Consider the following 23,940-nt stretch of genomic DNA (forward strand, 5'->3'; position numbering starts at 1 on the left):
CTTATTTCAGCTCCCGCAACGCTTCCGGGTGCTGTACAGCCACCCGCAGCAAGGTTTGCACCGCGCCGGTGGGCATGCGCCGGCCTTGCTCCCATTCCTGCAGTGTGCGCTTACTGACATCTAGCAACTCCGCGAACTCCGTCTGGGACATGCCCATCTGCGAACGTGCTTGTGCGGCCAGCGTGGGCGTAACCTGGGTGCGCCGGGTGGCCTGGTCCGCCTTCATCTGACGCACGGACTCCAGCAGTTCCGCTCCCAGATCGCGCAGGGCGTCCCGAGCGGCCAGTTCTTTTTCAGTCGGCATTGATAGTCTCCTTGATCGATCTGGGAGTTTTAGTGCTTTGAAACCTTGCATAGCTACACAGGAAACCGCGTATCCGATGCGCCCTAGGTCCCTTCAAGCCTGCCGTCGGGTGGCAGGCCCGAGGTTTTAGCTACGCAGAAACTTCGCTTCGCTCGTTTTAAGCGGCTGCTTTGTTTGAGCGATTTGACGTTAGCAAACTAACACTGAGCGAATCAACGATTCGCACGTAGAGAGTTCAGCCGCACCTCGGGCCTGACGGGAACCGGCGGGAAGCCGTAGGCCAGGCTTGCAGGGAATTTGGCCGCGCAAATTCCCCCCCAAAAAAAATCAGGAACAAGCTCTTATGACGCCTCGTAGGCACACAGGCGAGCGGGACAGACCAGTAAGGCGTTCGCCGATTGTGGCGCATCAAACGGAGGCCATAGCGACCTTGACCGTACTGTTAAGGCACATGGGCCGCACACCTTGGGTCCTGGGCATTTGGAAGCCAGGATTCGGTAATAGGTGTAACCATGCTAAGAACTGCGACAAATAACACTGACCAAGCTGCGACAGAGGCTTTCTCTCGTAAGGCTGCTGCTGCGGCTGGCGACCTTGAAAGGCGCGATGCGGCCCAGAAAACGAATGTGAGCAACCCAAGAATGACAGTGGCTAGCGATGTCGTCACGCCATAAGCCAGAGTAAATGAGTTTGTGGGATGCCAACTACACCAATTTTTCGGCGTGTAGAGCCAAACCCCGTAAGGATTTGCCGACCTGAACCATACAGCGAGACCTACGGCAACGAGAAACGTTGCCAAGGCAATGAGAGAAGCTATGCGCTGTGAGCGGTACCTAGTCATATGCCCTAACGTGAAAAAAATACACCTGTGCAGGCGTAGATTTGGTTTGTCTGTGTGTAACTCAGCATGATACGCGGTATTTTCTTTGACATCCTTGGATGTGGTCGTGGACTACACCAACATGGCATTGAAGAGACCCGCTTGGCAGACCAATTCCGTGACCAAGCTGGAATAACCGCTGTCATGCTTGGCGCAGTAGATTTTCTTGTTGATTCTCCGCCCACCGAGCGCCGCTGATAAAGACACGCTCGCCCGAGCCCGCAGCCAGGCAGCACACGATGCAAGCATTGCCCATCTCTCTCCCCAAGATTTTTCTATAGCGCCATTTGTCAGCATTATAACTCTGGCTTTGGCGAACAACACCATCGGCATATTTCGCCACGATGTCAGGCGTTGAAGGCGCGACTGACCCTTGCATGCCCCAGGTCAGTCTCGCTGGGGATACCCAAGACACCTATAAGAGTTCGGAGTGAGTCCGGAATTTTGTATAAAGCAGTCATTGCCATTCGGATCACTGAAAAGCTGCTAAGGCCGAGAAGCAGAACCCTCCCTCCAAATCATCATTCAGGCTATAAACCTCCCAGCCCCTCAAAAAACCCCAACGCCCGCGCATCGCCGGCATAAGCGACATTGATCCGCAGCCAGTCATTGTCCTCGCCGCCGGGCATGAAGCCGCTGCCCGGCGACAGCAGGATTCCGCGCTTGGCGGCTTCCGCCTGCATGTCCTCGAAGCTGTGGCGGCCGGTGCGCGCCCAGACGAACATGCCGCCCTGCGGCTCGGCAAACACTTGCCAGCCATTGGCCTCCAGCGTTTGCAGCGTGGCGGCCATTTGCCGGTTCAGCCGCAGCCGCAGCCTTTGCGTCAGCTTGCGGTAAGCGCCGCTGGACAAGAGCTGGGCCGCCACGCATTCCGCAAAGCGCTGGGTGCCGATGCCGGTGTACATCTTGATATTGGCCAGTTGGCGGATCAGTTCCGGCTGGGCCAGCACATAGCCGACGCGCAGCGAGCAGCTGAGGGTTTTGGAGAAGCTGGACACGTAGATCACCCGCCGCAGCGAATCCAGCGCCGCCAGGCGCACGCCGGGGTGGTTCTGGAAATCCGCGTAGATGTCGTCTTCCACAATCAGGAAGTCATGGGCCTCCGCCAGTTGCAGCAGGCGGTGCGCCACCGCCGGCGTCAGGCAGGTGCCGGTGGGGTTATGGAACAGGCTGTTGATGAACAGGCATTTGGGCCGCTGCCGGGCCAGGATGGCTTCCAGCGCCGCCAGGTCCGGCCCGTTGCCGGCGCGCGGCACCGCCAGCATGTCTATGCCGTGGAATTTCAGCAGGTTGAACAGATTGTAGTAGCCGGGGCTTTCCACCAGCACGGTGTCGCCGGGCTTGAGCAGTGCGCGCGCCAGCAGGTCCAGCGCGTGGCTGCCGCCGTTGGTGGTGAGGATTTGCTCCTGCTCCACATGGATGTCGATCTGGCGCAGCCGCTGTTGCAGTTGCCGGCGCAAGGCCGGCAGGCCCAGCGGGGTGCTGTAGTCGAACAGGTCCGCCGGCTGGCAGCGGGTGATGTGGCGGATGGCGTAGCCCAGTTCTTCCTGGTCCCGCCAGCTGTCCGGCACCCAGCCGCAGCCCAGTTTCAGCTGTTCGCCGCTGTCGCTGAACTGGCCCCAGGCCGGTTCCATGGTTTCCCGCCATTCGCTTTCTTCGCGGCCCGGCGGCGCGGCCACGAAGAAGCCGGCGCCGTGGCGCGATTCCAGCAGGCCCAACGCCACCAGCCTGTCGTAGGCGTCGATCACGCAGGACTGGCTGAGCTGCTGCTCCTTGGCCAGTTGGCGGATGGAGGGCAGCCGGGTGCCGGGGCGGACACGGCTGCGCCGAATCCAGGCGCGCAGTTGATCGGCGATTTGCTGCGCCAGCGGCTGCCGGCTGGCGCGGTCAAGTTCTAGCCGCATGGCGGGCTCACTGTTTGCTGATAATGAGCAAACAGTTAAGCGCAAATGGCCGCCGCTGTCACTTGTTGCCGTCATGGAGCGGCCGGATAGTGGCGTGTCGCGCGGCCCGCCGCACCCTTTATCCTAGCCAGGCCTCACCTTATGACCGTCCCACTGTCCGCCCACACTGTTTGTCCCGCCGTGTCTCTTTTATTCCCGGAGGCGGCATGAACACGCGCCACCCTGCCCGGCTGGCCTTTGGCCTGTGTCTGATCACTTGCGCGGTGAATCTGCAAGCGCCGCTCTATACCGCTTACGCGCAGCTGGCCGGCCAAGGAGCGGCGGCCACCGCCACCGCGTTTTCCGCCTATGTGCTGGGGGTGTTGCCGGTGCTGCTGGCGCTGGGCGGCCTGCCGGACCGGCTGGGACGCAAGCCTTTGATCCTGGCGGCGCTGACGCTGGCGATGCTGGCCACCGCCGTCATGGCCTTGTGGCCACGGCTGGAGGCCTTGGCCGTGGCGCGCTTTCTGCTGGGCTGCGGCACCGCGCTGGCTTCCGCCGCCGGCGTCGCTTATATGGGGGAATTGATGGCGGAGCCGGACGGCCGCCGCGCCACTTTGTGGGTGACGGCCAGCACCTCGCTGGGCTTTGGCCTGGGCGCGGCGCTGACCAGTGTGTGCCTGCTGTGGCAGAGCACGCTGACGCCGGCCAGCTTCTGGATGCATCTGGTGCTGGCCGGCGCGGCGCTGCTGGCGGTGGCGGGCTTGCCGGACCCGGCCCCCCGCGGCCGCCATACGGCGATGCTGCGCCCGCCCTATTTCCCCGCCGGCAGCTTGCCCTTCGGCTCGGCCATTCTGCTGGCCTGGGCGGCGGTGGGGCTGGTGATCGCGCTGCTGCCCTCGGTGCTGGCTGCGCACGGGCTGGCGCGCTGGTCCGGGTTTTCCACCTTCACCGTGATCAGTTGCGGCCTGCTGTTCCAGCCGCTGGCCCGCGCGATGCCGCCGGGCCGCGCGGTGCGCCTGGGCATGCTGGTGCTGCCGCCCAGCTACGCGCTGCTGGCTTGGGGCGCGACCCAGGGTTCGCTGACAGCGGTGTTGCTCGGCGCGCTGGGCGCGAGCAGCTCTTGCTACGGCTTCACTTATCTGGGCGGTTTGTCCGCGGTGAACGCGCTGGCCGGCGCGGAAAAGCCGCGCGCCAGCGCCGGTTTCTTTCTATTGGCCTATATCGGCTTCAGCCTGCCGGTGATTTTTACCGGCCTGCTGCTGGACCGCCTGGGCGCGCCCGCCGCCCTGCTGCTGTTCGGCCTGGCGCTGGCCGCCGGCGCGGCCCTGGTTGCCCGGGCGATTGGGCGGAGCGCGGCGGCAAACGCCGCGCTCCCCGCCATGGCGACGGCCGGCCGGCGCGATTAGCCGCGGGTGACAAGGCCTAAGAACGGGTTCAAAGTCCCGCGCTTCCAGCATGCTATTGACCATAAAGACATTGGCGATAGCATGCGAAGAATGTCCAAAGGGTTTGGCTTTGCAGGCAAGGCATTGCAAATAGCGTCAGCCCACGAATAACGGCTGAAATAAACACTCCCCTGCCACAGGCATTTGCATACCTTTGCGTATCAGTTGGCATTAGGCGCTTTTGCTTTATCAATAACTGGCACTGATGCTCTTATTGTTGCGTATCTTGTAGCCGCCGCCTTCTTCACCCCTGAAAGAATGGGCAAAATCAACAATATAACCTTCAGACAACAACTCTTTTGAAAACACCCTCATTTACCCACTTGTAAGATGGTGCTAGCATGCGTTGTGTCACAGGGGGCACCAATGACTTTAATTCCCTCAAGAAGGGCAGGTCTTCCTTCTGACGAAACCTGGCCCTCCGCCCAAAAGCAGCCCAATCATCAAAACTTAATAAACACTCAGGAATTGAACAATGAAATCCACTCAAACAAATCAAACATCCTGTAGTCCCCTATTTCAGGAGGACTTCTTTTAAACCACACAATAAAAACTATCATGCCAACCATAGAAAACACATTAAAAAAACCTCCTTTGCTTTACTTTTTCATATCTGCCAGTATAACGCCCATTCTGCTTATCGGAATCGCATCTCAGCTAATGGGGGATTCATCCCTAGCGCCAATCTTCAATTTCTTGTCTCTCAAGCATTTAATGGGTTCTGGCGGCATGCAATCTGAGACGCTGAAAAACACGGCTGCCGTGACTTTCTCGTACATTCGTCTCAGTATCCCAATTTATTTTATCGCAATTATTTTTCTATTTCGCCGGGATTTTGCTTTCAGCAACTTGGATTTAAGCCATTTCAGTTGGAAACGAGTGACTCTTTCGCTATTCGCCATCGGCGGAATGCTTGCCTTCATGGTGTACATTACTTATTTTGACGGTTCCAACCTTGAGTCTGGCAGGTATATCATTAGAATAGCCGCCACCAACCCGATACTTTATTCAATCTTGGCGTCATGTCATGTAATGATGTTCTATTTCATTGCGCATTTGACTTTCATTAGTCTTATTTTTCAGCCTATTTACTTGATAAAAAACCGCTAATTTCTCAACGGCGGGGGTAGTCTAAAAACCTCCGCCAGAACCATTCATATGACATATCGTCACTACCCACTCGCCCACTACAGCCTTCCCCATTCTTCCCCAGCAAAAAATTGATAAGCGCGATAAGCATGATTTGATCTAGCCCAATCCGGCAACTATGTTTCATCAAGAGGCCGCGGCTCTGGCAGGGCGCGTCGCGGCACTATAGGCACAATATCTGTCCGGGGGAGCGCTCCATGCTGCACCAGTTGACCGTCAAGCAAAAACTGTTGGCCGGCTTTGGCCTGCTGATCATTCTGATCGCCATCATCGTGGCGGTGGCGATGATGAAGTTGAACACCATTGGGGACAAGATCCGCGATGTGACCGAGGACCGTTATCCCAAGATCGTGTTGGCCAACAAGATCAGCGTCACCACGCTGGACGTGGGCCGCTCCATCCGCAACGCCATCATTGTGCAGACGCCGGAGGAGACCGAGACCCATATCAAGAAGGTGGAGGAGTTCCGCGCCGCCAACGCCGTCAATATGGATCAGATGGAAAAGCTGTTGTCCACGCCCAAAGGGAAGGAGCTGTTCGACAAGCTCAAGGCGGCCAGCGCCAATCTGGGCGGTCAGTTCGAGCCCTTGTACGCCTTGGCGCGCGCCAACAAGAACGAGGAAGCCAAAACCTTTCTGATGAAGACTTTTGCGCCGGCCAACAATGCGTTTTTAAAGGCGCTGAAAGAGATGTCTGACTTTCAGGAAGACTTGATGCAAAAGTCTATCGAGGGCAGCAAGGCCGCGCAGAGCGAGGCGGTGACGGTGTTGATCACCGTGGCGGTGATCGCCTTGATCGCCGCGGTGGCGATTGCGATGTTCATCGCCAATCTGGTGACGGTGCCGCTGAAGAAATCCGCGCAGCTGGTGCGCAATATCAAGCAGGGCGATTTGTCCGGCCACGATGAGCCGATTCCGGAGGCGCGCGACGAGGCCATCGCCATGGCCAAGGATATTCAGGAGATGCGCCAGGGCCTGCGCGAGGTGGTGGCCAGCATCCAGAAAAACGCCAACGAGGTGTCGGACTCCGCCCATGAGCTGGCCAGCATGTCCGAACAGGTGGCCCACGGCGCTCAGCGCCAGTCCGAGGCCACCTCGGAGGCCGCCGCCACCATCGAGGAGCTGACGGTCAGCATCAACCACGTGGCGGACAACTCCAACGAGGCTTCCCGCCAGGCGGCGATGGCCGGCGATCTGGCCAGCCGCGGCGGCCATGCGGTGAAGGCGTCGGTGGGCAATATCGAATCGGTGTCGTCTTCGGTGGCGGCCACTTCGGACCAGATGAAGGGCCTGACCCAGGAAGTGCAGAAGATAGGCAATATCGTCACGGTGATCCGCGACGTGGCGGACCAGACCAACCTGCTGGCCTTGAACGCGGCGATTGAGGCGGCGCGCGCCGGCGAGATGGGCCGCGGCTTCGCCGTGGTGGCGGACGAGGTGCGCAAGCTGGCGGAACGCACCGCCAGTTCCGCTCAGGAAATCACTCAGATGATCGGTTCCATCCAGGGCAGCGCCAACCGGGTGGTGGGCAGCATGGAGCAGAGCCTGACCAGCGTGGGCACGGTGTCCGACGGCGCCGGCCAGGCCACCGACTCCATGCAGGAGATCGAGGGCAGCACCCACTCCATCGTGCAATCCATCGGCAACATCACCAGCGCGCTGAGCGAGCAGCGCACCGCCAGCCTGAACCTGGCGCAGAGCATGGAACGGGTGTCGCAGATGGCGGAGGAAAACAGCGCCACGGTGGAAGAACTGGCCACCACCTCCAGCCAGCTCAATGCGCTGGCGCAGAACCTGCAGGGCGTGACCGCGCGCTTCCGTCTCTAAAAAACGGGTTTCCAACGAGGCGGGTCCGGCAAGCGCGGGCCCGCCCTTCCCCGCGCTCAGTCGTACTGGGTGCCCTTCTGGATCAATTCCACCTTGTAGCCGTCCGGGTCCTGCAAAAAGGCGATCACGGTGCGGCCGTGCTTCATCGGCCCCGCTTCGCGCGCCACGGTGTAGCCCAGCGCGCGCGCCTGCTCGCAGACGGCGGCGGCGTCGTCCACTTCTATCGCCACATGGCCATAGCCGTTGCCCAGCTGGTAATCGCCCTGATCCCAGTTATGAGTGAGCTCGATGGCGGCGGCCTCGGTTTCGTCTCGATAGCCGACAAAGGCCAGGGTGAAGCGGCCGTCCGGGAAGTCGTTGCGGCGCAGCAGGCGCATGCCCAGCGCCCGGGTGTAGAAGGCCAGCGCGGCGTCCAGATCGGCCACGCGCAACATGGTGTGCAGAATTCTCATGCGCTTTTTCCTGATGGTTGAGATGAAGAGCCTGTTCAATGTCTCGCGAGCCTGAACGAGACAAGGCGAAAGCGGCTGAGAAAGCGGAATGTACCGGTGGTGCATGAGCATTCCAAAGCGGGTTTCAACGCCGTATCGCTGAAGCGCAGCAGACTTTGAACAGCTTCTTAGATCGCGGTCATCTTAGCCGCGCCCATCACCCATAAAAAGCGACTTATAATGTAATGATCAATCACAAAAAGCGAAACATGAAACTCTCGCAACTGAATTTCTTCTGCGCGGTGGTGGAGCAAGGCAGCATCGCCGCCGCCGCCGAGCAATTGCACCGGGTGCCGTCCAATCTCACCGCCCGCTTGCAGGAATTGGAGGCGGAACTGGGCGTCAAGCTGTTCAGCCGCGAAAACCGTCGCCTGCTGACCACGCCGGAAGGCCATCTGCTCTACCGCCACGCCCGCGGCCTGCTGCAACAGGCCGAGGAGGTGCGCGGCCTGTTCGACGGCGCGCCCGCGCGCGGCTTGCTGAGAGTGGGGGCGCTGGACGGCGCTCTGGCCACCCATCTGCCCGCCCGCATCGCCCGCTACCGCCGCCAGCACGCCGAGGTGGAGCTGCATCTGCGCGCCGGCCATTCGCTGGAACTGGAGCGCCAGCTGCAGGACGGTGAGCTGGACCTGATTCTCAGCGACGGACCGGTGGAGCATCCGCTGCTGACCAGCCGGCTGGCTTTCCGGGAGAAGCTGACGCTGATCGCGCCGCCGGACACCGCCGCGGCGACGGCGGAAGCCTTGGCCGGGCTGGAGCTGTACACCTTCGGCGCGGCCTGCCATTACCGCCGGCTGGTGGATCAATGGCTGCAAGCCTCCGGCGTGCGGCCGCGCGCGGTGCTGGAGATCGAATCCTATCCGGCCATCTTCGCCTGCGTCGCCGCCGGCGCGGGCTTTTCCTGTGTGCCGGAAAGCCTGTGCCGGCCGCAAGACGGCTACCGCGGCTTCGCGCTGCCGGATTTGGCGATCAGCGACATCCACTTCATCTGGCGCAAGCAGCAGGACTCCGCATTGGTTGACGGTTTTGTTCAGTCCGTCGCCGCGGACTGAAAGCCGGCGCCGCGCTGCGCGAACTCACTCAAGGCAGAAGGTTTCCTGCAAATGCCGCCAGCGCAGCGCGCCGGCCGCGTCGCGCTCAAACACCACGGTGGCCAGCCGCAGGCTGCTCGGCCGGCCGCCCAGGTATTGCGCTTCGCGATAAGCCACCGTCGCGCCGACGGCGTGTTCATCCAGCAAGGCCAGTTGATCCACGGCGATCTCCAAACCCGGCTTGCCGCCGCCGGTCCGGGCGAACAGCTGCCGCAGCCCGTCCAGATCCAGCTGCGCGCCGCTGGGCGCCACCATGGTGAAGCGCGGCGAGAAGCGCGCCATCAGGGCCTCCAGCGCGGCGGCGTCCGCCGGGCCGGCGAACCATTGCCGGATGGCGATATGCGCGGAGATCACTTCGTCGAAATAGGGATTGGGCTTGGTCATCGGACTTTCTCTCTGTTAGTGGCTGGGCCGCAGCAGGGCCAGCACCGTCGGGGTGTGGATGCGCAGCACGAAAACCGCCGGCGCCAGGGTCAGGCCGGCGGCGATGAAGAAACAGGCTTGGTAGACCTGGGCGGTGGCCGCTAGCGCGCCGCTGTAATGAGTCAGCGCGTTCAGCAGCAGGCTGATCACGGCCACGCCCAGGCCGAAACTGAACTGGCGGTTGATGTTCCACAGCGCGCTGGCCTGCCGCAGTTCCGGTTCCGCGACATCCAGAAAAGCAGCGCTCTGCGCCGCGCTGCTGCACAGGCTGCCGCCGAAGCCCATCAGGGCGTAAGCGGCGATCAGCGGCCCCGGCGCGCTGGCGCCCAGGGCCAGCGCAACGATGCCGGCGCTCTGGAACAGCATGCCCAGCAGCAGCAGGGGCTTGGGGCCGCCATGGTTGAAGCGGCCGCGGGTCAGGCTGATCGCCAGCGCGGAGGCCAGCGCCCAGGGCAGCATCAGGCCGCCGGCGGCGGCGGCGCTCAGCTTGAGCACCTCTTGCAGATAGAGCATGGCCGCCAGGCTGACGCCCATGAACACGCCGGGGACGAACAGATACACCAGCATGGCGGTGCGCAGCAGGCGCCCGCGCAACAGCGTCAGCTTCAGCGCCGGCTCGGCCTTGCCGGCGGCCGCCCGCACGTAGCCGGCCAGCGCGGCGGCGGCCAATAACAGCGCGGCGAGCCCCCACGCCAGATGGCCGCTTTCGCCCAGCCAGGTCAAGCCCAGCAGCAGCGAAGCCATGCCGGCGGCCAGCAAGGCCAGGCCGGACAGGTCCAGCGCGCCGCGCCGCGCCGGGGTCCGGTCTTCCGGCAGCCAGCGCGCCGCCAGCCACAACGTCAGCAGGGCCAGCGGCACGCTGGCCAGCAAGACCCAACGCCAGGACAAGGCGTCCACGATCAGCCCGCCCAGCGCCGGCGACAGCGCCGGCACGATCAGCGCCACGCCCATGATCAGGGCGGTGAGCCGGGCGCGGAGCGTCGGCGGATAATGCCGGTAAACCATGGCCTGGCCCACCGGGATCAGCAGGCCGCCGCCCAGGCCCTGCAGCGCGCGCCAGCCTATCAGGGCTTCGATGGACGGGGCCGCGCCCGCCAGCGCGGCCCCGGCGAGAAACAGCGCCAGCGATCCCAGCAGCACCCGCCGCTCGCCGTAAGCGCCGGCCAGCCACGCGCTGAGCGGGATCACCAGGGTCAGGCCCAGCATATAGGCGTTGCCCACCCAGGCCAGCTGCGCCAGCGACGCGCCCAGGCCGCGGCCGATGTCCGGATAGGCGACGCTGGCGATGAACATATTGATCAGGTCCAGCGCAAAGCCGAGCAGGTACACCAGGGTCAGTTTCGAACGAAGCGACATCGGCGCTCTCCACGGTAAAGCGGCCGAGTATAGACAGGGGGAGGCGCTGGAAATAGCGGCCGCCGCCGGCTAAACTGTCAAAATATTTTTGACAATAACAGGCGATGCCGTGGTCAGTCTGGATCGTTTTGAAACCTTCAAGGCCGTGGCGGACGCCGGCTCCTTCACCGCCGCCGCCGCCGCGCTGGGGCAGACCCGCGCCGTGGTCAGCTTCAACATCAAGCGCCTGGAGCAGGAAATCGGCGTCGCGCTCTTGATCCGCAATACCCGCAGCCTGGCGCTGACGGACGCCGGCGCGCGTTTTTACCAGCGCTGCGCCGACATGCTGGAGCAGGCGCGGCTGGCGATAGACGACGCCCGCGCCGAACACGGCGAGCTCAGCGGCGCGCTGCGCGTCACCGCCACGCTGGAATACGGCCTGGCCAGGATAGCCCCGGCGATCGAGCGCTTCGCCCTGCGCCACCCGGCGCTGCAACTGCAGTTGTCCACCTCCTCGCTGCACGCCGATCTGATCGCCGAACGCTTCGACGTCGCCATCCGCCTGGGCCGCCTGCCGGAAACCGATCTGCACGCGGTGCCGCTGGCCCAGTTCGATATTTTCCCGGTGGCGGCGCCGGCCCTGCTGGCGCAGCGGCCGGACGAAGACGTCCGCGACCTGGCCGCGCTGAGCCGGCTGCCCTGGCTGGGACACAGCCGGCTCAAGCACGCCCAGCCCTGGCTGGTGGACACGCCGGACGGCGGCCAAGAAGCCTGGCGCCAGCATGGCCAGCCGCGGCTGAGTTCGGACAGCGCGTCCATTCTGCGCGCCTACGCGCTGGCCGGCCTAGGCGTGGCCCTGCTGCCGGACTGGCTGGTCAAGGCTGATCTGCAAGCCGGCCGGCTTTGCCGGCTGCTGCCCGATCACGGCTTCCCGCAGCAAGGCATCCACGCGCTCTACCCGCGCACCCGCCATGTGCCGGCCAAGGTGCGGGCCTTCATCGATTTTTTGCGCGAGCGCGAGACGGCGAGCTAGCGGGCCGCCCGCGATTGTCCCGGTCATTGCCAGCGGCGCGGGCGCCGCGTCCACGCAGGCCTGCGCTGAACGGTGGGCAAAGCCGCAGTCTTGATGCAAAATGTGCGATTCACCCACAATAATCCACTCAAATGTCCTATCTCCGCGCCGCCTCGCTCCTGCCCGCCCTCTTGCTCTTTTCCGAATGCTGTCTGGCCGATATGGGCAGCATGGGCGCCTTCATGGTCAATCTGGCGCTGTTTGGCATCGTAGGCTGGCTGGCGCTGACTTGCTTGGTGTTCTGGAAGCTGCGCCGGCACACGGCCGGAGCCCAGTTCGGCTTCACCCTATTGTTTCTGCTGCTTCCCCTTTTGTGGGTGGTGAGCATGGGGCGCTGATCCGCCTGCTACGGGCAAAGAAAGGACGGCGCCGCAAAGCGCCGTCCTAGCCTATCGTGTCACTCCCGGCCACAAGCCGTTCAGAAGCCCACCGCCAGCAACAACCCCGCCGCCAGCGTGCCCAGCGCCGCCACCCCATAGGTGCAGGCCTTGGCCAGCGGCCCGCCGCGGATGCCGACATCGTGCAGGCTGTGGTAAATGCGGTGCGCCGCGTGCCACAGCAGCAGGGCGATCAGGCCGAATAGCAGCGCCTTGCCGATCAGGCTTTGCGCCAGCGCCTGCAGCGTGGCGTAATCGGCGGCGCCGTCCGGCAGCCAGCCCAGCGGCGCGGCGATGCCGGTGATGAACACCAGCATGGGGCCGAACAAGGCGGCCAGCATGCCGCCCGCGCCGAACAAGCCCCAAAAGATGGGCGCGTGAGAGCGTTTCAGTTCCGGTTTCATGCCGTCATCCCCCATACCAGCATCAAGAGCGCGGCGCTGCACACCGCGGCGGCGGCCAGGCCGCCGGCGGTGATGGCCAGCGCGGACACCCGCCGCCCGGCCAGCGTCAGCGGCGGCAATGTGCGCGGCATGATCTTGAACCAGGTGTAGCTGTGGTAGGCGATCATGGCCAGCGCCGCCGCGTGCAGCAGCAAGGCCGGCGCGCTTTGCAAGGCGGAGATGAAGCCGTTCCAGGCCGCCTCCCCCTGGCTCAGCCGCCACAGCCCGCACAGCAGGGTCAGCGCGTAGCCGGCGACGAAGAGCGCCGTGCCTTCGTGCACCATGTACTCGATGAAGTAAGGGTTCTTGCGCCACCAGCCTTCCATTGGCCGGACATACGGTTTGCGCTTGCTCATTTGCACGTCCCCTTGGGCCGGGCGAAGCGCAGGAAGTAATCCCTGGCCACCGCCGTCTTGTTGAGGTTGACCGCATTGGCCGGGTCCACCATTTTGGGGCAGACCTCGGAGCAGTAGCCCACCGCGGTGCAGTTGAACACGCCTTCCTGCGCGGCCAGCAGCTCCATCCGCTCTTCGGCCGCGCTGTCGCGCGTGTCCATATTGTAGCGGTGCAGCAGCGCGATGGCGCCGGGCCCCAGGAACGTGTCGTCCAGGCCGTACTGCGGGCAGGCGGCGTAGCACAGCAGGCAGTTGATGCAGCTGCTGAACTGGGCGTACCAGTCCATCTGCGCCGGGGTTTGCAGGGTTTCGCCCTCGGACAAGGGCTTGTCTTCCTTGGGCACGATATAGGGCTGGATACTTTCCAGCTTGGCGATGAAGTCGTCCAGCACCACCACCAGATCGCGTTCTATCGGGAAGTGATTCAGCGCCTCGATGCGCACCACGCCGGGGTAATCGCGCAGGAAGGTCTTGCAGGCCAGCTTGGGCACCCCGTCCACCATCATGCCGCAGCTGCCGCAAATCGCCTGGCGACAGGACCAGCGGAAAGCCAGGCCGCCGTCCAGATAATCGCGGATGTATTGCAGCGCCTGCAGCACCGACATGTCGTCGCGGTACGGCACTTCAAAGCTTTGCAGCCACGGCTCGCTGTCCTGCTCCGGACGGTAGCGCATCACGGCTATGGTCTTGGTCTGTTCGCTCATGCCTTGCCCTCCTTGGCCGCGGCTTCCGCCGCCAGTCCGGCCGCGCCGTAGGCGCGCACCGCCGGCTGCGATTTAGTGATCTTCACCGCGCCGTAATCTATGCGCGGCGCGTCCGCGCCCTGGTAGACGGCGAGGCTGTGTTTGAGGAAGTTGGCGTCGTCGCGCTGCTCGCAGCCGTCCAGCCGCTGATGAGCGCCGCGCGATTCGCGGCGTTGCAGCGCGGAATGCGCCATCGCCTCGGCCACGTCCAGCTGGTAGCCCAGCTCGATGGCCAGCAGCCAGTCGCTGTTCCAGACGCTGGATTTGTCTTCCACGTGCACATTGCGAAAGCGCTGCTTCAGTTCCGCCAGCTTGTCGCAGGTGGCGCGCATTGAGGCTTCCAAGCGGTAGATGCCGCAGCCGGCCTCCATGGTTTCCGCCATTTCGCGGCGCAGTTCGGCGATGCGTTCGCCGCCTTCGCGCGCGCGCAGCGCATGCAAGCGCGCCTCGGCGGCCTCGGCCTGCTGTTGCAGCGCCTCGCGCCGCGCCGGACGGCGCGATCGCGCGCAGCGGGCGGCTTCTTCGCCGGCCACTTTGCCGAACACCGACAGTTCCGCCAGCGAGTTGGAGCCCAGGCGGTTGGCGCCGTGGATGCCGACGCTGGAGCATTCGCCGGCGGCAAACAGGCCGGGCATGGGCGCGGCGCAGCGGCCGTCCACCAGGATGCCGCCCATGGTGTAGTGCACCGCCGGCCGCACCGGAATCGGCGCCTTGGCCGGGTCTATGCCCAGGAACTCCTCGGCCAGCTCGCAGATTTGCGGCAGCCGTTCGCGCAGCTTGGCGTGGCCCAGATGGCGCAGGTCCAGGTACACCGCGGAGCCCCACGGGCCTTCCACGGTGCGGCCCTGCTGCTGCTCGTACCAGAAGGCCTGGCTCAGCCGGTCGCGCGGGCCCAGTTCCATGAATTTATTGCGCGGCTTGTCCTCGGCCGGGCCCAGGCCGTAATCCTGCAGATAGCGGTAGCCGTCCTTGTTGACCAGCAGGCCGCCTTCGCCGCGGCAGGCCTCGGTGAACAACAGGCCGGTGCCGGGCATGCAGGTGGGGTGGTATTGGACGAACTCCATATCGCGCAACGGCACGCCGTGGCGGTAAGCCAGGGCCATGCCGTCGCCGGTGACGATGCCGCCGTTGGTGTTTTCGCGGAACACGCGGCCGGCGCCGCCGGTGGCCATCACCACCGCGCCGGCCTCAATCAACAAGCTGTCGCCGCTGGCGATTTCTATCGCCAGCACGCCGCGCGCCTCGCCGTCTTCCACGATCAGATCCGCGCAGAAGTATTCGTCGAAACGGCGAATGGACGGGAAGCGGATCGAGGTCTGGAACAGGGTATGCAGCATGTGGAAGCCGGTCTTGTCGGCGGCGAACCAGGTGCGTTCAATCTTCATGCCGCCAAAGGCGCGCACATTGACGCTGCCGTCCTCCTTGCGGCTCCACGGGCAGCCCCAGCGTTCCAGCTGCACCATTTCCTCCGGGCACTGGCTAACGAAGTATTCCACCACGTCCTGCTCGCACAGCCAGTCGCCGCCGGACACGGTGTCGTTGAAATGGGCATCGAAGCTGTCGTGCGCCTGCTTGACCCCGGCGGAGCCGCCCTCGGCCGCCACGGTGTGGCTGCGCATCGGGTAGACCTTGGACACCAGCGCGATGCGCAAGGCCGGGTCCGCCTGGGCGGCGGCGATGGCGGCGCGCAAGCCCGCGCCCCCCGCTCCCACGATCACGATGTCTGCTTGGTAAGTTTCCACAAGCTTTCCTCACTTAGAAGTACAAATGCGTCAATCCGTACGCCGCCAGCGTGGACACCCCCACCCCTATCAGCCCCGGCATCATGAAGCTGTGGTTGAGCAGGTATTTGCCGATGCGGGTGGTGCCGCTGCGGTCCATATTGATGGCCGCCAGGTCGCTGGGATAAAAGGCGAAGAAGAAATAGGCGTAGCAGGAGGGCATGATGGCCAGCAGCTGATGCGGGCTCAGGCCCAGCGCCAGGCCGAAGGGCACCATGATGGTGAGCGTGGCGGCCTGGCTCTTGACGAAGGCGGACACGGCGAACATCGCCAGCGCGAAGGTCCACGGCGCGTAGGCCACCATGGCCTTGATATTGGCCACCAGCAGCGGCTCGTTGGCCTTGACGAAGGTGTCGCTCATCCAGGCGATGCCGAAGATGGACACCACGGCGATCATGCCGGCGGTGAACACCTCGGAACGGGCGATCACCGCGGCCTTGGCGTTGGAACGGAACAGGATGAAGGCGCCGAAGGCCAGCATCACGAACTGCACCACCGTGGTCATCGGCACCGGCTTGCCCTGGCTGACCGGCAGCCATTGCGGAAACAAGGCCAGCAGCACGATGACGAGGATGCCGGAGAAGAACAGCGCCACCGATTGCCGCGCCGCCGCCGGCAGGGTCTTGTCCAGGGTGGTGACGGATTTTTCCACCGAGGCGCGGAAGTCCGGGTCTTGCATCCGGGCCAGGAATTCCGGATCGCGGTCCAGTTCCACGCCGCGGCGCAGGCTCCAGCAGGCGGCGGCCAGCACGCCCAGCAGGCCGGACGGCGCGGTCACCATCAGGATTTGCCACAGGGTCAGCGGCTGGCCGCTGTGGGCGGTCATCGCCAGCAGCGAGGTCACCGCCGCCGCCGCCGGGCTGGCGGTGATGCCCATTTGCGAGGCCACGCTGGCCATGGCCATCGGCCGTTCCGGGCGGATGCGGGTTTTCAGAGAGACATCGGCGATCACCGGCAGCAGCGAATACACCGCATGGCCGGTGCCCACGCACATGGTGAGCAGGAAGGTGGACAGCGGCGCCAGGAAGGTGATTTGCTGCGGATGGCGGCGCATCAGCCGCTCCGCCTGCTGCACCAGGAAGTCCAGGCCGCCGGCCACTTGCAGCGTGGCCGAGGCGGTGACCACCGCCAGAATGATCAGCATCACTGTGATGGGCGGCTCCGCCGGCGCCACGCGGAACACGAAGCACAGCACCGCCACGCCCAGCCCGCCTATCATGCCCAGGGCCACGCCGCCGCGGCGTATGCCCATCAGTATCGCCGTCAGCAGCAGCGCGAATTGTATCCAGAAAACCCACATGATCTTGTCCCTATTAGCCATTGTTTTTCGCTGTTATAGGGGATTAACAGCATCGGCTAATAGACCTTGATCAAGTCCGGATCACAACGATTTCAAAACAGACCATTGGCATTGAAAACCAACTATTTTCAAGCCCTCCAGCCTGCTCCACTGACCTTAATAACGGCTAACCATGATATTCCGTATGGCTATAACTGGGCAGCATGCGGCTTGCGCATGCCCAATTGACGCCAACCTCAGGGCAGAGGCCCGCGGCCTCCCCGCCCAGTTGAAGACCCCGTTTGGAGATCTCGTGATGAAACGCCATGAATTGTCCCTGCTCGCCGGCCTGCTGCTGACAGGCTACGCCGCCGCGCAGCCGGTGCCGCTGCCCAATCCCGGCATCCCCGGCTACCAGTTCCCGGAACCGGAATCCACGCTGATGCAGTGGATCAATCAGCCCAGCGCCGCCCATGCCCGCAATATCCACCGCCACGGCTGGGGCATGTGGGCCGCGCTGACCATGCCCAGCGGCCAGACCGAATACGGGCTCGCCAACGCGCCGGTCTATCTGACCTGGCTGACGCCGAACGAGGTGGCCGCCCTGCCCGCGGACGCGGCCGCCAACGCGACGTCGGCCTTGGCGGCGGCTCCGCGCCAGATGCGGCTGCGCGTGCCGCGCCAGTTCATGCGCATTCCCGGCTTCATGGAAAAGCTGCAGGCGCGGCTGGCGGCGCTGAGCCAAAGCCAGGACCAATCCGCCCGCGGCGTGCGCGACACCTCCTCGTTTGAAATGGTGGGCTACGACCCGAGCGCCGCCGCCTTCGCCAGCAAGAACCAGCTGTTTTCCAAGGCGGCGCTGAACAAGCTCTACCAGGCCGGCAACACGTCGATTCCGGCCTTCCCAAGCACCGCCGTCACCATCAAGCCGGTATACAAGCTGGTCAACAAGGCCAATATGATTCCGGGCACCTCCTTGTATGTGATGCCGGCCTGGCCCGGCACGCCCAAGCCGACGCCGGCGATGCAAAGCGGCGGCTTTCCGGAGGAGGCCTGGCCCGGCTGCGTCTACATCGACGCCAAGAACCCGGGCCGCTCCGCGGCTCAGAGCGCGGATGCTTCCTGTAGCAGCCCCAGCGCCGCCAATACCTTCGGCCTGGGCGACTTCATCCGCATCCCGATCACCGCCGCCAACGCCGCCCTGTTTTCCAGCCTGGCGCAAAACCAGTTGAAACAGCCGGTGGAGCCCGGCGACACCCTGATCCTGATGGCGATGCACGTCACCTCGCGCGAGATGACGGAATGGACCTGGCAAACCTTCTTCTGGACGCCGGCCCCGGCCAAGCCGCCGCTGCCCAGCTCCGTCGCCGTGGCCCAGGCGCGTCCGGCGCAACTGCCCTGGCCGGCGGCGCATTACGCGATGTCCATCGGCTACCAGATGGTGGCGCCCAACCAGCCGGTGAACGGCGGCAAGAGCGTCGGCTCGCCGGTCACGGTGTACAACCCCTACTTGGAGGCCAGCTTCGGCAACAGCGTCTTCCAGCCCCCGCCGCCGGTGAACGTGGGCATTTACAACCCCAAGACCAAGACCACCTTCAAGGGCACCCTGGGCATACAGAGCAATTGCATGACCTGCCACTCCGGCGCCTCGGTGAAGATGGACAGCACGGTCAAGCCGATAGGCTACGCCACCAATTTCTACATCCCGCGCAATGCGCCCATGTTCAAGGGCAATCTGCAAACCGACTTCCTGTGGTCCATCGCGGACGGCGCGGAATAAGCGGCATGGCCTGAAGACGAGCGCCCATCCTCCGGACGGGGGATGGGCGCAGGATACGGCGCGCGGTTTCGAGCAGGTTTTTAGAAGCTGTTCAAAGTCTCGCGAGCTAAGACGAGGCAAGGCGAAAACAGCTGAGAAAGCGGAATGTACACGTAGTACATGAGCGCTTTGAAGCCGTTTTCAACGCCGCATCGACGACGCGCAGCAGGCATTGAATAGGTTCTTAAGGCGTTTTCTGCGCCTGCACCGCCGAAAAATGGCTAACCACCTCGCTCAGCTGGGCGGTGCTGCTGCGGATCTGGTCGATGGAGGTGCTGGCCACGCCGGCGTGCTCCTCGCCCATTCGCGCCTTGACCTGCATCTCATGGATGCTCTCGCTGGCGGACGAGGTGCCGTTGCGGATGTCGTCTATCATGCCGGCCACTTCCTTGGTGGAGGCGTTGGTGCGCTCGGCCAGCTTGCGCACCTCGTCCGCCACCACCGCGAAGCCGCGGCCCTGTTCGCCGGCCCGCGCCGCCTCGATCGCCGCGTTCAGCGCCAAGAGATTGGTCTGATCGGCGATCTCGTGAATGGTGTTGACAATGGAGGTGATGCGCAGGGTTTTGGAGTCCAGATCCTCGATGATCTTGACCGAGCGCTCGGCGCTGTCCGCGATCAGGCTCATCTCGCCTATGGTGTCCTTGATCACCGCCAGGCCGTCCGACGAGGCCGCGTCGGACGCGGCGGACAAGCGGTGCGCCTCCTTCACCAGATGCAGGTCGTGCTGCGCCGCTTCTTCTTCCTCGGTGATGTCCAGCGCGAACTTGATCACTTTATAGACCTCGCCCTCGTCGTTGACGATGGGGTTGTAGCTGGCCTCCAGCCAGATTGGCCGGCCCTGCTTGTCGCGGCGCTCGAACTTGCCGGCGATGAAGGTGCCCTGGTTCAGCCGCTGCCACAACTCGGCGTAGGCCGGGCTGTGCACATAATCGGGAGAACAGAAGATCCGGTGATGCTGGCCGATGATTTCCTGCTCGGTGTAGCCCACCGTGCTCAGGAAGTTGCCGTTGGCGCGCAGCACGATGCCATCGATGGAGAATTCGATCACCGCCATGGAGCGGCTGACCGCCTTCATGGTGTTGCGGGCCTCCAGCTCGGCTTGCACCGACTTGGTCACGTCCAGCGCGAACTTGACCACCGCCGTCACCTGGCCGGCTTCGTCGCGCACCGGATTGTAACTGGCCTCCAGCCACACGATCTCGCCGTCCTTGGTCACTCGCTTGAAGCGGTCGCTGACGAAATGCCCCTGCTTCAGCCGGCTCCAGAAGGTGGCGTACTCGGCGCTACTCACGTAGTCGGCCGGACAAAACAGCCGGTGATGCTGACCTATCACCTCGCTGGCGCGGTAGCCCATCACTTCTTCGAAATTGGCATTGGCGGAACGCACCACGCCGTCCGGCGAAAACTCGATCACCGCCATCGAGCGGTCTATCGCCTGCAACACGCCCTGCTGTTTATGCAGCTCCGCCACCGTATCCCGCAATTTGCGTTTCAACGCCATATTGAACATGCAGCAACCTTTCCGCTCGAGTCATCGTCCTTGCCGTCAGCGCTCCTCTTCCACTCTTTATTTACAAAGCCGGTCATGCCAATGTCAAACCGTAAAAACACCTACCGCCCCCCGGTGGCCAAAATGCCGGGCCGCGCAAAAACAAGCCGCCTTGCGGCGGCGTGACCAGGGCGCTCGCGCGCCGCTCAAGCTTCAGCGTCCGGATCGGTGACCAGCCGCGAGAACATCTTGAAATTGCCCGGCTCGCCGCGCACCTGGCGATAGCCGCGCAGCAAACCCTCGTATTGAAAACCGCTGCCGCGCAGCAATTGCTCGGCGCGCCGGTTGCCGTCGCGCGCCACCGCCTGTACCCGGTACAAGCCGCAACCGACAAAGGCCCAGACCGTGACCGCCTTGCAGGCGGCCTGCCCCAGACCGCGCCCCCAATAGGCCGGCGCCAGGTCGAAATCGATCTCCGCCTTGCGATCCTCCGGCCAGACGGCGTCGAAACCAACCGAACCGGCCAGATTCCCCGATTCGTCGTCCACAATGGCCAGCCGCAACGGCGCGCCCGGCTCGTCGGAGCGATAGGCCTGCACCAGCGGCGCCAGATCCGCCGCCGATTGCAGCTCCCAGCGCAGATGCTGCGCCACCTCGGGCAGGCGCAGATAGTCGTACCAGTCCGGAATATCCAGCATTTCCATGGGACGCAGGCTGAAACCCTGCAGATCGATAGACGGCGGGGTTATCACATTCATCACGAGCACCAGAATGAGGCGGCCGGCCCCCGCGCTTGCAAGCGAGTGGACCCGGCCGCGCTTTATTGTGTACAGCGGGAGACCGCACTCCATTCTAGAAGATAGCTCGCCAATAGAAAGCCTATCTAGGCCCGCTCAAGGTCTCGCGAACAAGAGCGGGATAAGGCGCAAACGGCTGAAGAAGCGGATCAGGCGGTCAAGGCCGGGCTGCCGGCCGGCGCGGCGGGCGCAGGCTGGGGGGCCTGGGCCTGCGCGTTGGCGGCCTGGATTTGCGGGCTATCGCCGGGGCTGAAGCTTTGCGTCACTTTGCCGGTCATCAGAATGCCCAGCACCACGATCACCGAATTGTCTATCGGCAAGGACGGCGAGCCTTTCTGGATCGAGGTGTAGGCCCAGACCAGCAGCACGCCCAGCGCCCACAACAGGAAAGCCAGCCGCGTGGCTGAAAAGCTGCCGAAACCATCCTGCAAGAATTCAGAAACCTTCATCTTCCATCCTTTCCCGTTGAACCGGCGGGCAGGCCGCCTGCTATTTAGCGATATAGCGCCGCGGCCAAGGGCCGGCAAAACCGGAAAACACTTAGAACCCGTTCTAAAGCCTACTGCGCGTCAGCGATACCGCGTTGAAAACCCCCTCGAAACGCTCATATACCCTTGTGCATTCCGCGTTCTCAGCTGTCTTCGCCTTGCCTCGCTCTCCTGGCGTGAAAGCTAGTCTTTAGGCCGGCGCCTTCTCCGCCGGGCTTGGCCATAATACGGAAGGATAAGCGCTCCGCCGCCGCAGAAGCATTCCGTCGCCTGTTTCAAGACAGCCGCCGCGGCGGCCATCCGCCTTCATGCCCGCTCCATATCAACAAGCCGCCGCGCCCACGGGCCGAGCGGCGGTCCGGCTCGCTCTTTGATTGACCCTAACTTGGAAGGAGTCTCGCCATGAGCCTAGACCAAGCCGTATTGGACAGCCCGGTTGTCGAAGACATCGACGCTCAGATCGAAAAAGTGCTGGCCATGATGTCCGCCCGGGACCTGCAGCAGTTGCAAGCCAAGCTGCGGCAGCTGTATCAATTGGAGTATTCCGAAACCGACGCGCATCCCTTCAATATCAAGACCATCATCAAGGGACGCGACATCCGCTTTGCGCGCGGGGTGTCGCCAGCTTCCCGCGCCTTCATGATTCTGCACAGCCTGGGGCATTATTTTTTCATCTGCGCGGCCAGGCGCAAGAACATCGAGCGTTATGACTATATTTACGACCTGCGCGGGGTGCAGACGGCGCTGCACTATTACGAAACCGCCGGCCAGGGCAGCGGCCTGGATCAGCCGCCGCCGATGACGGAGCAGAAACGCAAGGACCGGGTGTCCTTCGAGGTGGGCGCCAACCGCTTTGCCGCCGATCTGCTGGCCGACATCGGCTTCGGCCAGGCGGCGGCGCTGATTCAGCGCTATCAGGTGGGCGACATCAACTACATCCTCGACGTGTCGCGCGGCGGCAAGGCAGCCATCGTGCCCAGTGACCACGACTATCTGCGCCGCTACATCTGCGCCGGCTTGTCCATAGACCCCGACGACGCTTACGATGACGGCGTCTACGATCCGGACGCCTACCGCCGGGACGGCATAGATTGGCAACATATCGAGGATATCCGGCTTGAGATCCATTTCTTCTGATTCTTCCGGCCGCGCATGGGCGGCATAAGCCGCCGCCAGCTGGCCGCCCTGTTCTGCTGCATGTTCATCATCGGATCGGCCGAAGTGGCGGCCGGCCCGATGATGGCCATGATGGGCCGCCATTTCGGCGTGCCCTCCAGCGCCATCGCCTATCTGCCCGCCGCTTACGGCCTGTGCTACGGCGTGTTCGCGCTGCTGGCCGGCCCGCTGTCCGACCGCTTTGGCCGCAGGCCGCCCTTGCAGCTGGGCCTGCTCGGCTTCGCCCTGTGCTGCGCGCTGCTGCCCTCCGCCCCCGGCCTGAACGCGGCCGTCGCGCTGTCCGCGCTGAGCGGGCTGTGCGCGGCGGTGATCCAGCCCAATGCGCTGGCGCTGGTGGCGGACCTGGCCCCGCGCGCCCAGCTGGGCCAAAGGCTGGGCCAGGTCTTCATCGGGCTGATGCTGGCCTTCGTGCTGACGCCGGCGCTGGCCGGACGGCTGGCGGACACCGCCGGCTGGCAGGCCAGTTATTACGCGCTGGCGGCGGCCGGCCTGCTGGCCTGGGCCGCGGTGCGGCGCTGGTTCCGCGCCGACGGCGGCCGCCTGACGGCGGGTGGCGGCTTCCTGGCCACCCTGGCCGGCGCCTGGCGCACGCCCGGCGCGCGGCGCCGGCTATGCGTCAGCTATCTGTGGCTGGGTTGGGTCGCCGGCTTCGGCGCGGTGGTGGCCGAAGTGGCCGCGCGCAAGCTGGCGCTCAGCTCCACCGGCGGCGGCCTGCTGGCCGGCGGCTTGGGCCTGGTGGTCATCGCGGGCAATCTCTGCGGTCCGCCGTTGCAAAGGCGGCTGGGCGAGGCCGCCCTGCCGGCCGCGGCGCTGGCGGCGGCGCTGGGCATCCTGGCCTTCCTGCTGCCCCTGAGCGCGCTGTGGCAACTGGCGCTGGCCGGCTGTCTGTGGGCCTTCGGCTACGGCTGCGCCGGGCCCTTGCACCACGCCCGCTTGAGCACCCTGTCCGAACGCTATCGCGGCACCCTCAATTCCTATCACGCCAGCTTGCTGAACCTGGGCATTTTTTCCGCCGCCCTGTTGCTGGGCCTGAGCAGCGAGCCAAGACCGGTGGCCTGGTTCTGCGCCGCGGCCGGGCTGTTGACCCTGGCCGGCGCGCTCTTGCTGCTGCCCTTCGGACCGGGCTTGCGGCCGGCGGACGCCCAACAGGCCTAAGAAGCTGTTCGAAGGCTATCGTTGGCATTAAGAAATACAATTCCGGCATCGGCTTGCAAATCCGCGCGCCGGACGCATCATGACAAATACAAAACA

22 protein-coding genes are annotated in these 23,940 nt (G+C 64.0%); 9 read left to right on the top strand and 13 right to left on the bottom strand.

What is annotated here, in order from left to right; all coding sequences use genetic code 11:
- Window position 1: 1 nt before the first annotated feature.
- Window positions 2–304, bottom strand: a complete 303-nt coding sequence (locus DB032_RS12980; protein WP_107799863.1) for a DNA-binding transcriptional regulator — start codon at window positions 302–304, stop codon at window positions 2–4.
- Between the two features lie 1,410 nt (window positions 305–1,714).
- Window positions 1,715–3,088 (bottom strand): PLP-dependent aminotransferase family protein, encoded by a 1,374-nt coding sequence (locus DB032_RS12985; RefSeq protein WP_107799864.1) that lies wholly within the window; start codon window positions 3,086–3,088, stop codon window positions 1,715–1,717.
- A 206-nt stretch (window positions 3,089–3,294) separates the two neighbouring features.
- Between DB032_RS12985 and DB032_RS12990 the strand changes: the two genes are divergently transcribed.
- The 3 genes from DB032_RS12990 (at window position 3,295) to DB032_RS13000 (ending at window position 7,490) form a co-directional block, all read left to right on the top strand.
- Entirely contained in the window at window positions 3,295–4,476 is a 1,182-nt protein-coding gene (locus tag DB032_RS12990) for an MFS transporter (RefSeq protein ID WP_107799865.1), read from the top strand.
- Window positions 4,477–5,073: 597 nt separating this feature from the next.
- Window positions 5,074–5,625, top strand: coding sequence for a hypothetical protein (locus tag DB032_RS12995; protein WP_146176665.1), 552 nt, complete (start codon window positions 5,074–5,076; stop codon window positions 5,623–5,625).
- Between the two features lie 236 nt (window positions 5,626–5,861).
- Window positions 5,862–7,490 (top strand): methyl-accepting chemotaxis protein, encoded by a 1,629-nt coding sequence (locus tag DB032_RS13000; protein ID WP_107799867.1) that lies wholly within the window; start codon window positions 5,862–5,864, stop codon window positions 7,488–7,490.
- 56 nt (window positions 7,491–7,546) lie between these two features.
- On the opposite strand, the gene gloA is transcribed toward DB032_RS13000, so the two are convergent.
- Complete coding sequence (gene gloA, locus DB032_RS13005) at window positions 7,547–7,942, bottom strand: lactoylglutathione lyase (protein WP_107799868.1); 396 nt, start codon at window positions 7,940–7,942, stop codon at window positions 7,547–7,549.
- A gap of 248 nt (window positions 7,943–8,190) precedes the next feature.
- On the opposite strand from gloA, the gene DB032_RS13010 reads away from it, so the two are divergent.
- The gene (locus tag DB032_RS13010; RefSeq protein ID WP_107801846.1) at window positions 8,191–9,033 is read left to right on the top strand and encodes a LysR family transcriptional regulator; all 843 of its coding nucleotides are present in this window, start codon (window positions 8,191–8,193) and stop codon (window positions 9,031–9,033) included.
- 24 nt (window positions 9,034–9,057) lie between these two features.
- Here the strand turns inward: DB032_RS13010 and DB032_RS13015 are convergent, their stop codons facing one another.
- Together DB032_RS13015 and DB032_RS13020 are read right to left on the bottom strand one after the other, a co-directional pair.
- Window positions 9,058–9,456, bottom strand: a complete 399-nt coding sequence (locus tag DB032_RS13015; protein WP_107799869.1) for a DUF4440 domain-containing protein — start codon at window positions 9,454–9,456, stop codon at window positions 9,058–9,060.
- Between the two features lie 15 nt (window positions 9,457–9,471).
- On the bottom strand, window positions 9,472–10,851 hold the full coding sequence (locus DB032_RS13020; RefSeq protein ID WP_107799870.1) for an MFS transporter: 1,380 nt from the start codon (window positions 10,849–10,851) through the stop codon (window positions 9,472–9,474).
- 109 nt (window positions 10,852–10,960) lie between these two features.
- On the opposite strand from DB032_RS13020, the gene DB032_RS13025 reads away from it, so the two are divergent.
- Together DB032_RS13025 and DB032_RS13030 are read left to right on the top strand one after the other, a co-directional pair.
- The gene (locus tag DB032_RS13025) at window positions 10,961–11,863 is read left to right on the top strand and encodes a LysR family transcriptional regulator (RefSeq protein WP_107799871.1); all 903 of its coding nucleotides are present in this window, start codon (window positions 10,961–10,963) and stop codon (window positions 11,861–11,863) included.
- 131 nt (window positions 11,864–11,994) lie between these two features.
- Window positions 11,995–12,240: a hypothetical protein gene (locus DB032_RS13030; protein WP_107799872.1), complete on the top strand. Its 246-nt coding sequence runs from the start codon at window positions 11,995–11,997 to the stop codon at window positions 12,238–12,240.
- Between the two features lie 80 nt (window positions 12,241–12,320).
- Here the strand turns inward: DB032_RS13030 and frdD are convergent, their stop codons facing one another.
- From frdD to DB032_RS13055, 5 genes are read right to left on the bottom strand one after another with little or no spacing between them, the layout of a single operon-like run.
- A complete protein-coding gene (gene frdD, locus DB032_RS13035; protein WP_107801848.1) occupies window positions 12,321–12,683 on the bottom strand; it encodes a fumarate reductase subunit FrdD in 363 nt (120 codons plus the stop codon).
- Entirely contained in the window at window positions 12,680–13,078 is a 399-nt protein-coding gene (locus DB032_RS13040; protein ID WP_107799873.1) for a fumarate reductase subunit C, read from the bottom strand. The genes frdD and DB032_RS13040 overlap by 4 nt, the downstream gene beginning before the upstream one ends.
- Window positions 13,075–13,821: a succinate dehydrogenase/fumarate reductase iron-sulfur subunit gene (locus DB032_RS13045; RefSeq protein WP_107799874.1), complete on the bottom strand. Its 747-nt coding sequence runs from the start codon at window positions 13,819–13,821 to the stop codon at window positions 13,075–13,077. Before DB032_RS13045 ends, DB032_RS13040 begins: the two co-directional genes overlap by 4 nt.
- Complete coding sequence (gene frdA / locus DB032_RS13050; RefSeq protein ID WP_107799875.1) at window positions 13,818–15,602, bottom strand: fumarate reductase (quinol) flavoprotein subunit; 1,785 nt, start codon at window positions 15,600–15,602, stop codon at window positions 13,818–13,820. Before frdA ends, DB032_RS13045 begins: the two co-directional genes overlap by 4 nt.
- Window positions 15,603–15,615: 13 nt before the next feature.
- On the bottom strand, window positions 15,616–16,941 hold the full coding sequence (locus tag DB032_RS13055) for an anaerobic C4-dicarboxylate transporter (RefSeq protein ID WP_107799876.1): 1,326 nt from the start codon (window positions 16,939–16,941) through the stop codon (window positions 15,616–15,618).
- Between the two features lie 295 nt (window positions 16,942–17,236).
- Here DB032_RS13055 and DB032_RS13060 point away from each other — a divergent pair, with 295 nt between their 5' ends.
- The gene (locus DB032_RS13060) at window positions 17,237–18,700 is read left to right on the top strand and encodes a hypothetical protein (protein ID WP_107799877.1); all 1,464 of its coding nucleotides are present in this window, start codon (window positions 17,237–17,239) and stop codon (window positions 18,698–18,700) included.
- Between the two features lie 223 nt (window positions 18,701–18,923).
- On the opposite strand, the gene DB032_RS13065 is transcribed toward DB032_RS13060, so the two are convergent.
- From DB032_RS13065 to DB032_RS13075, 3 genes are all read right to left on the bottom strand, one after another.
- Complete coding sequence (locus tag DB032_RS13065) at window positions 18,924–20,249, bottom strand: PAS domain-containing methyl-accepting chemotaxis protein (protein ID WP_107799878.1); 1,326 nt, start codon at window positions 20,247–20,249, stop codon at window positions 18,924–18,926.
- Window positions 20,250–20,434: 185 nt separating this feature from the next.
- Window positions 20,435–20,986 (bottom strand): GNAT family N-acetyltransferase, encoded by a 552-nt coding sequence (locus tag DB032_RS13070; RefSeq protein ID WP_107799879.1) that lies wholly within the window; start codon window positions 20,984–20,986, stop codon window positions 20,435–20,437.
- Window positions 20,987–21,174: 188 nt separating this feature from the next.
- Window positions 21,175–21,474: a hypothetical protein gene (locus DB032_RS13075; protein WP_107799880.1), complete on the bottom strand. Its 300-nt coding sequence runs from the start codon at window positions 21,472–21,474 to the stop codon at window positions 21,175–21,177.
- Between the two features lie 441 nt (window positions 21,475–21,915).
- Here DB032_RS13075 and DB032_RS13080 point away from each other — a divergent pair, with 441 nt between their 5' ends.
- Both DB032_RS13080 and DB032_RS13085 read left to right on the top strand, forming a co-directional pair.
- A complete protein-coding gene (locus tag DB032_RS13080; protein ID WP_107799881.1) occupies window positions 21,916–22,650 on the top strand; it encodes a hypothetical protein in 735 nt (244 codons plus the stop codon).
- Window positions 22,651–22,665: 15 nt separating this feature from the next.
- Entirely contained in the window at window positions 22,666–23,844 is a 1,179-nt protein-coding gene (locus DB032_RS13085) for an MFS transporter (RefSeq protein ID WP_199225888.1), read from the top strand.
- Window positions 23,845–23,940 lie beyond the last annotated feature (96 nt).

The sequence above is a fragment of the Chromobacterium sp. Panama genome (assembly GCF_003052555.1).
Taxonomy (GTDB): Bacteria; Pseudomonadota; Gammaproteobacteria; order Burkholderiales; family Chromobacteriaceae; genus Chromobacterium.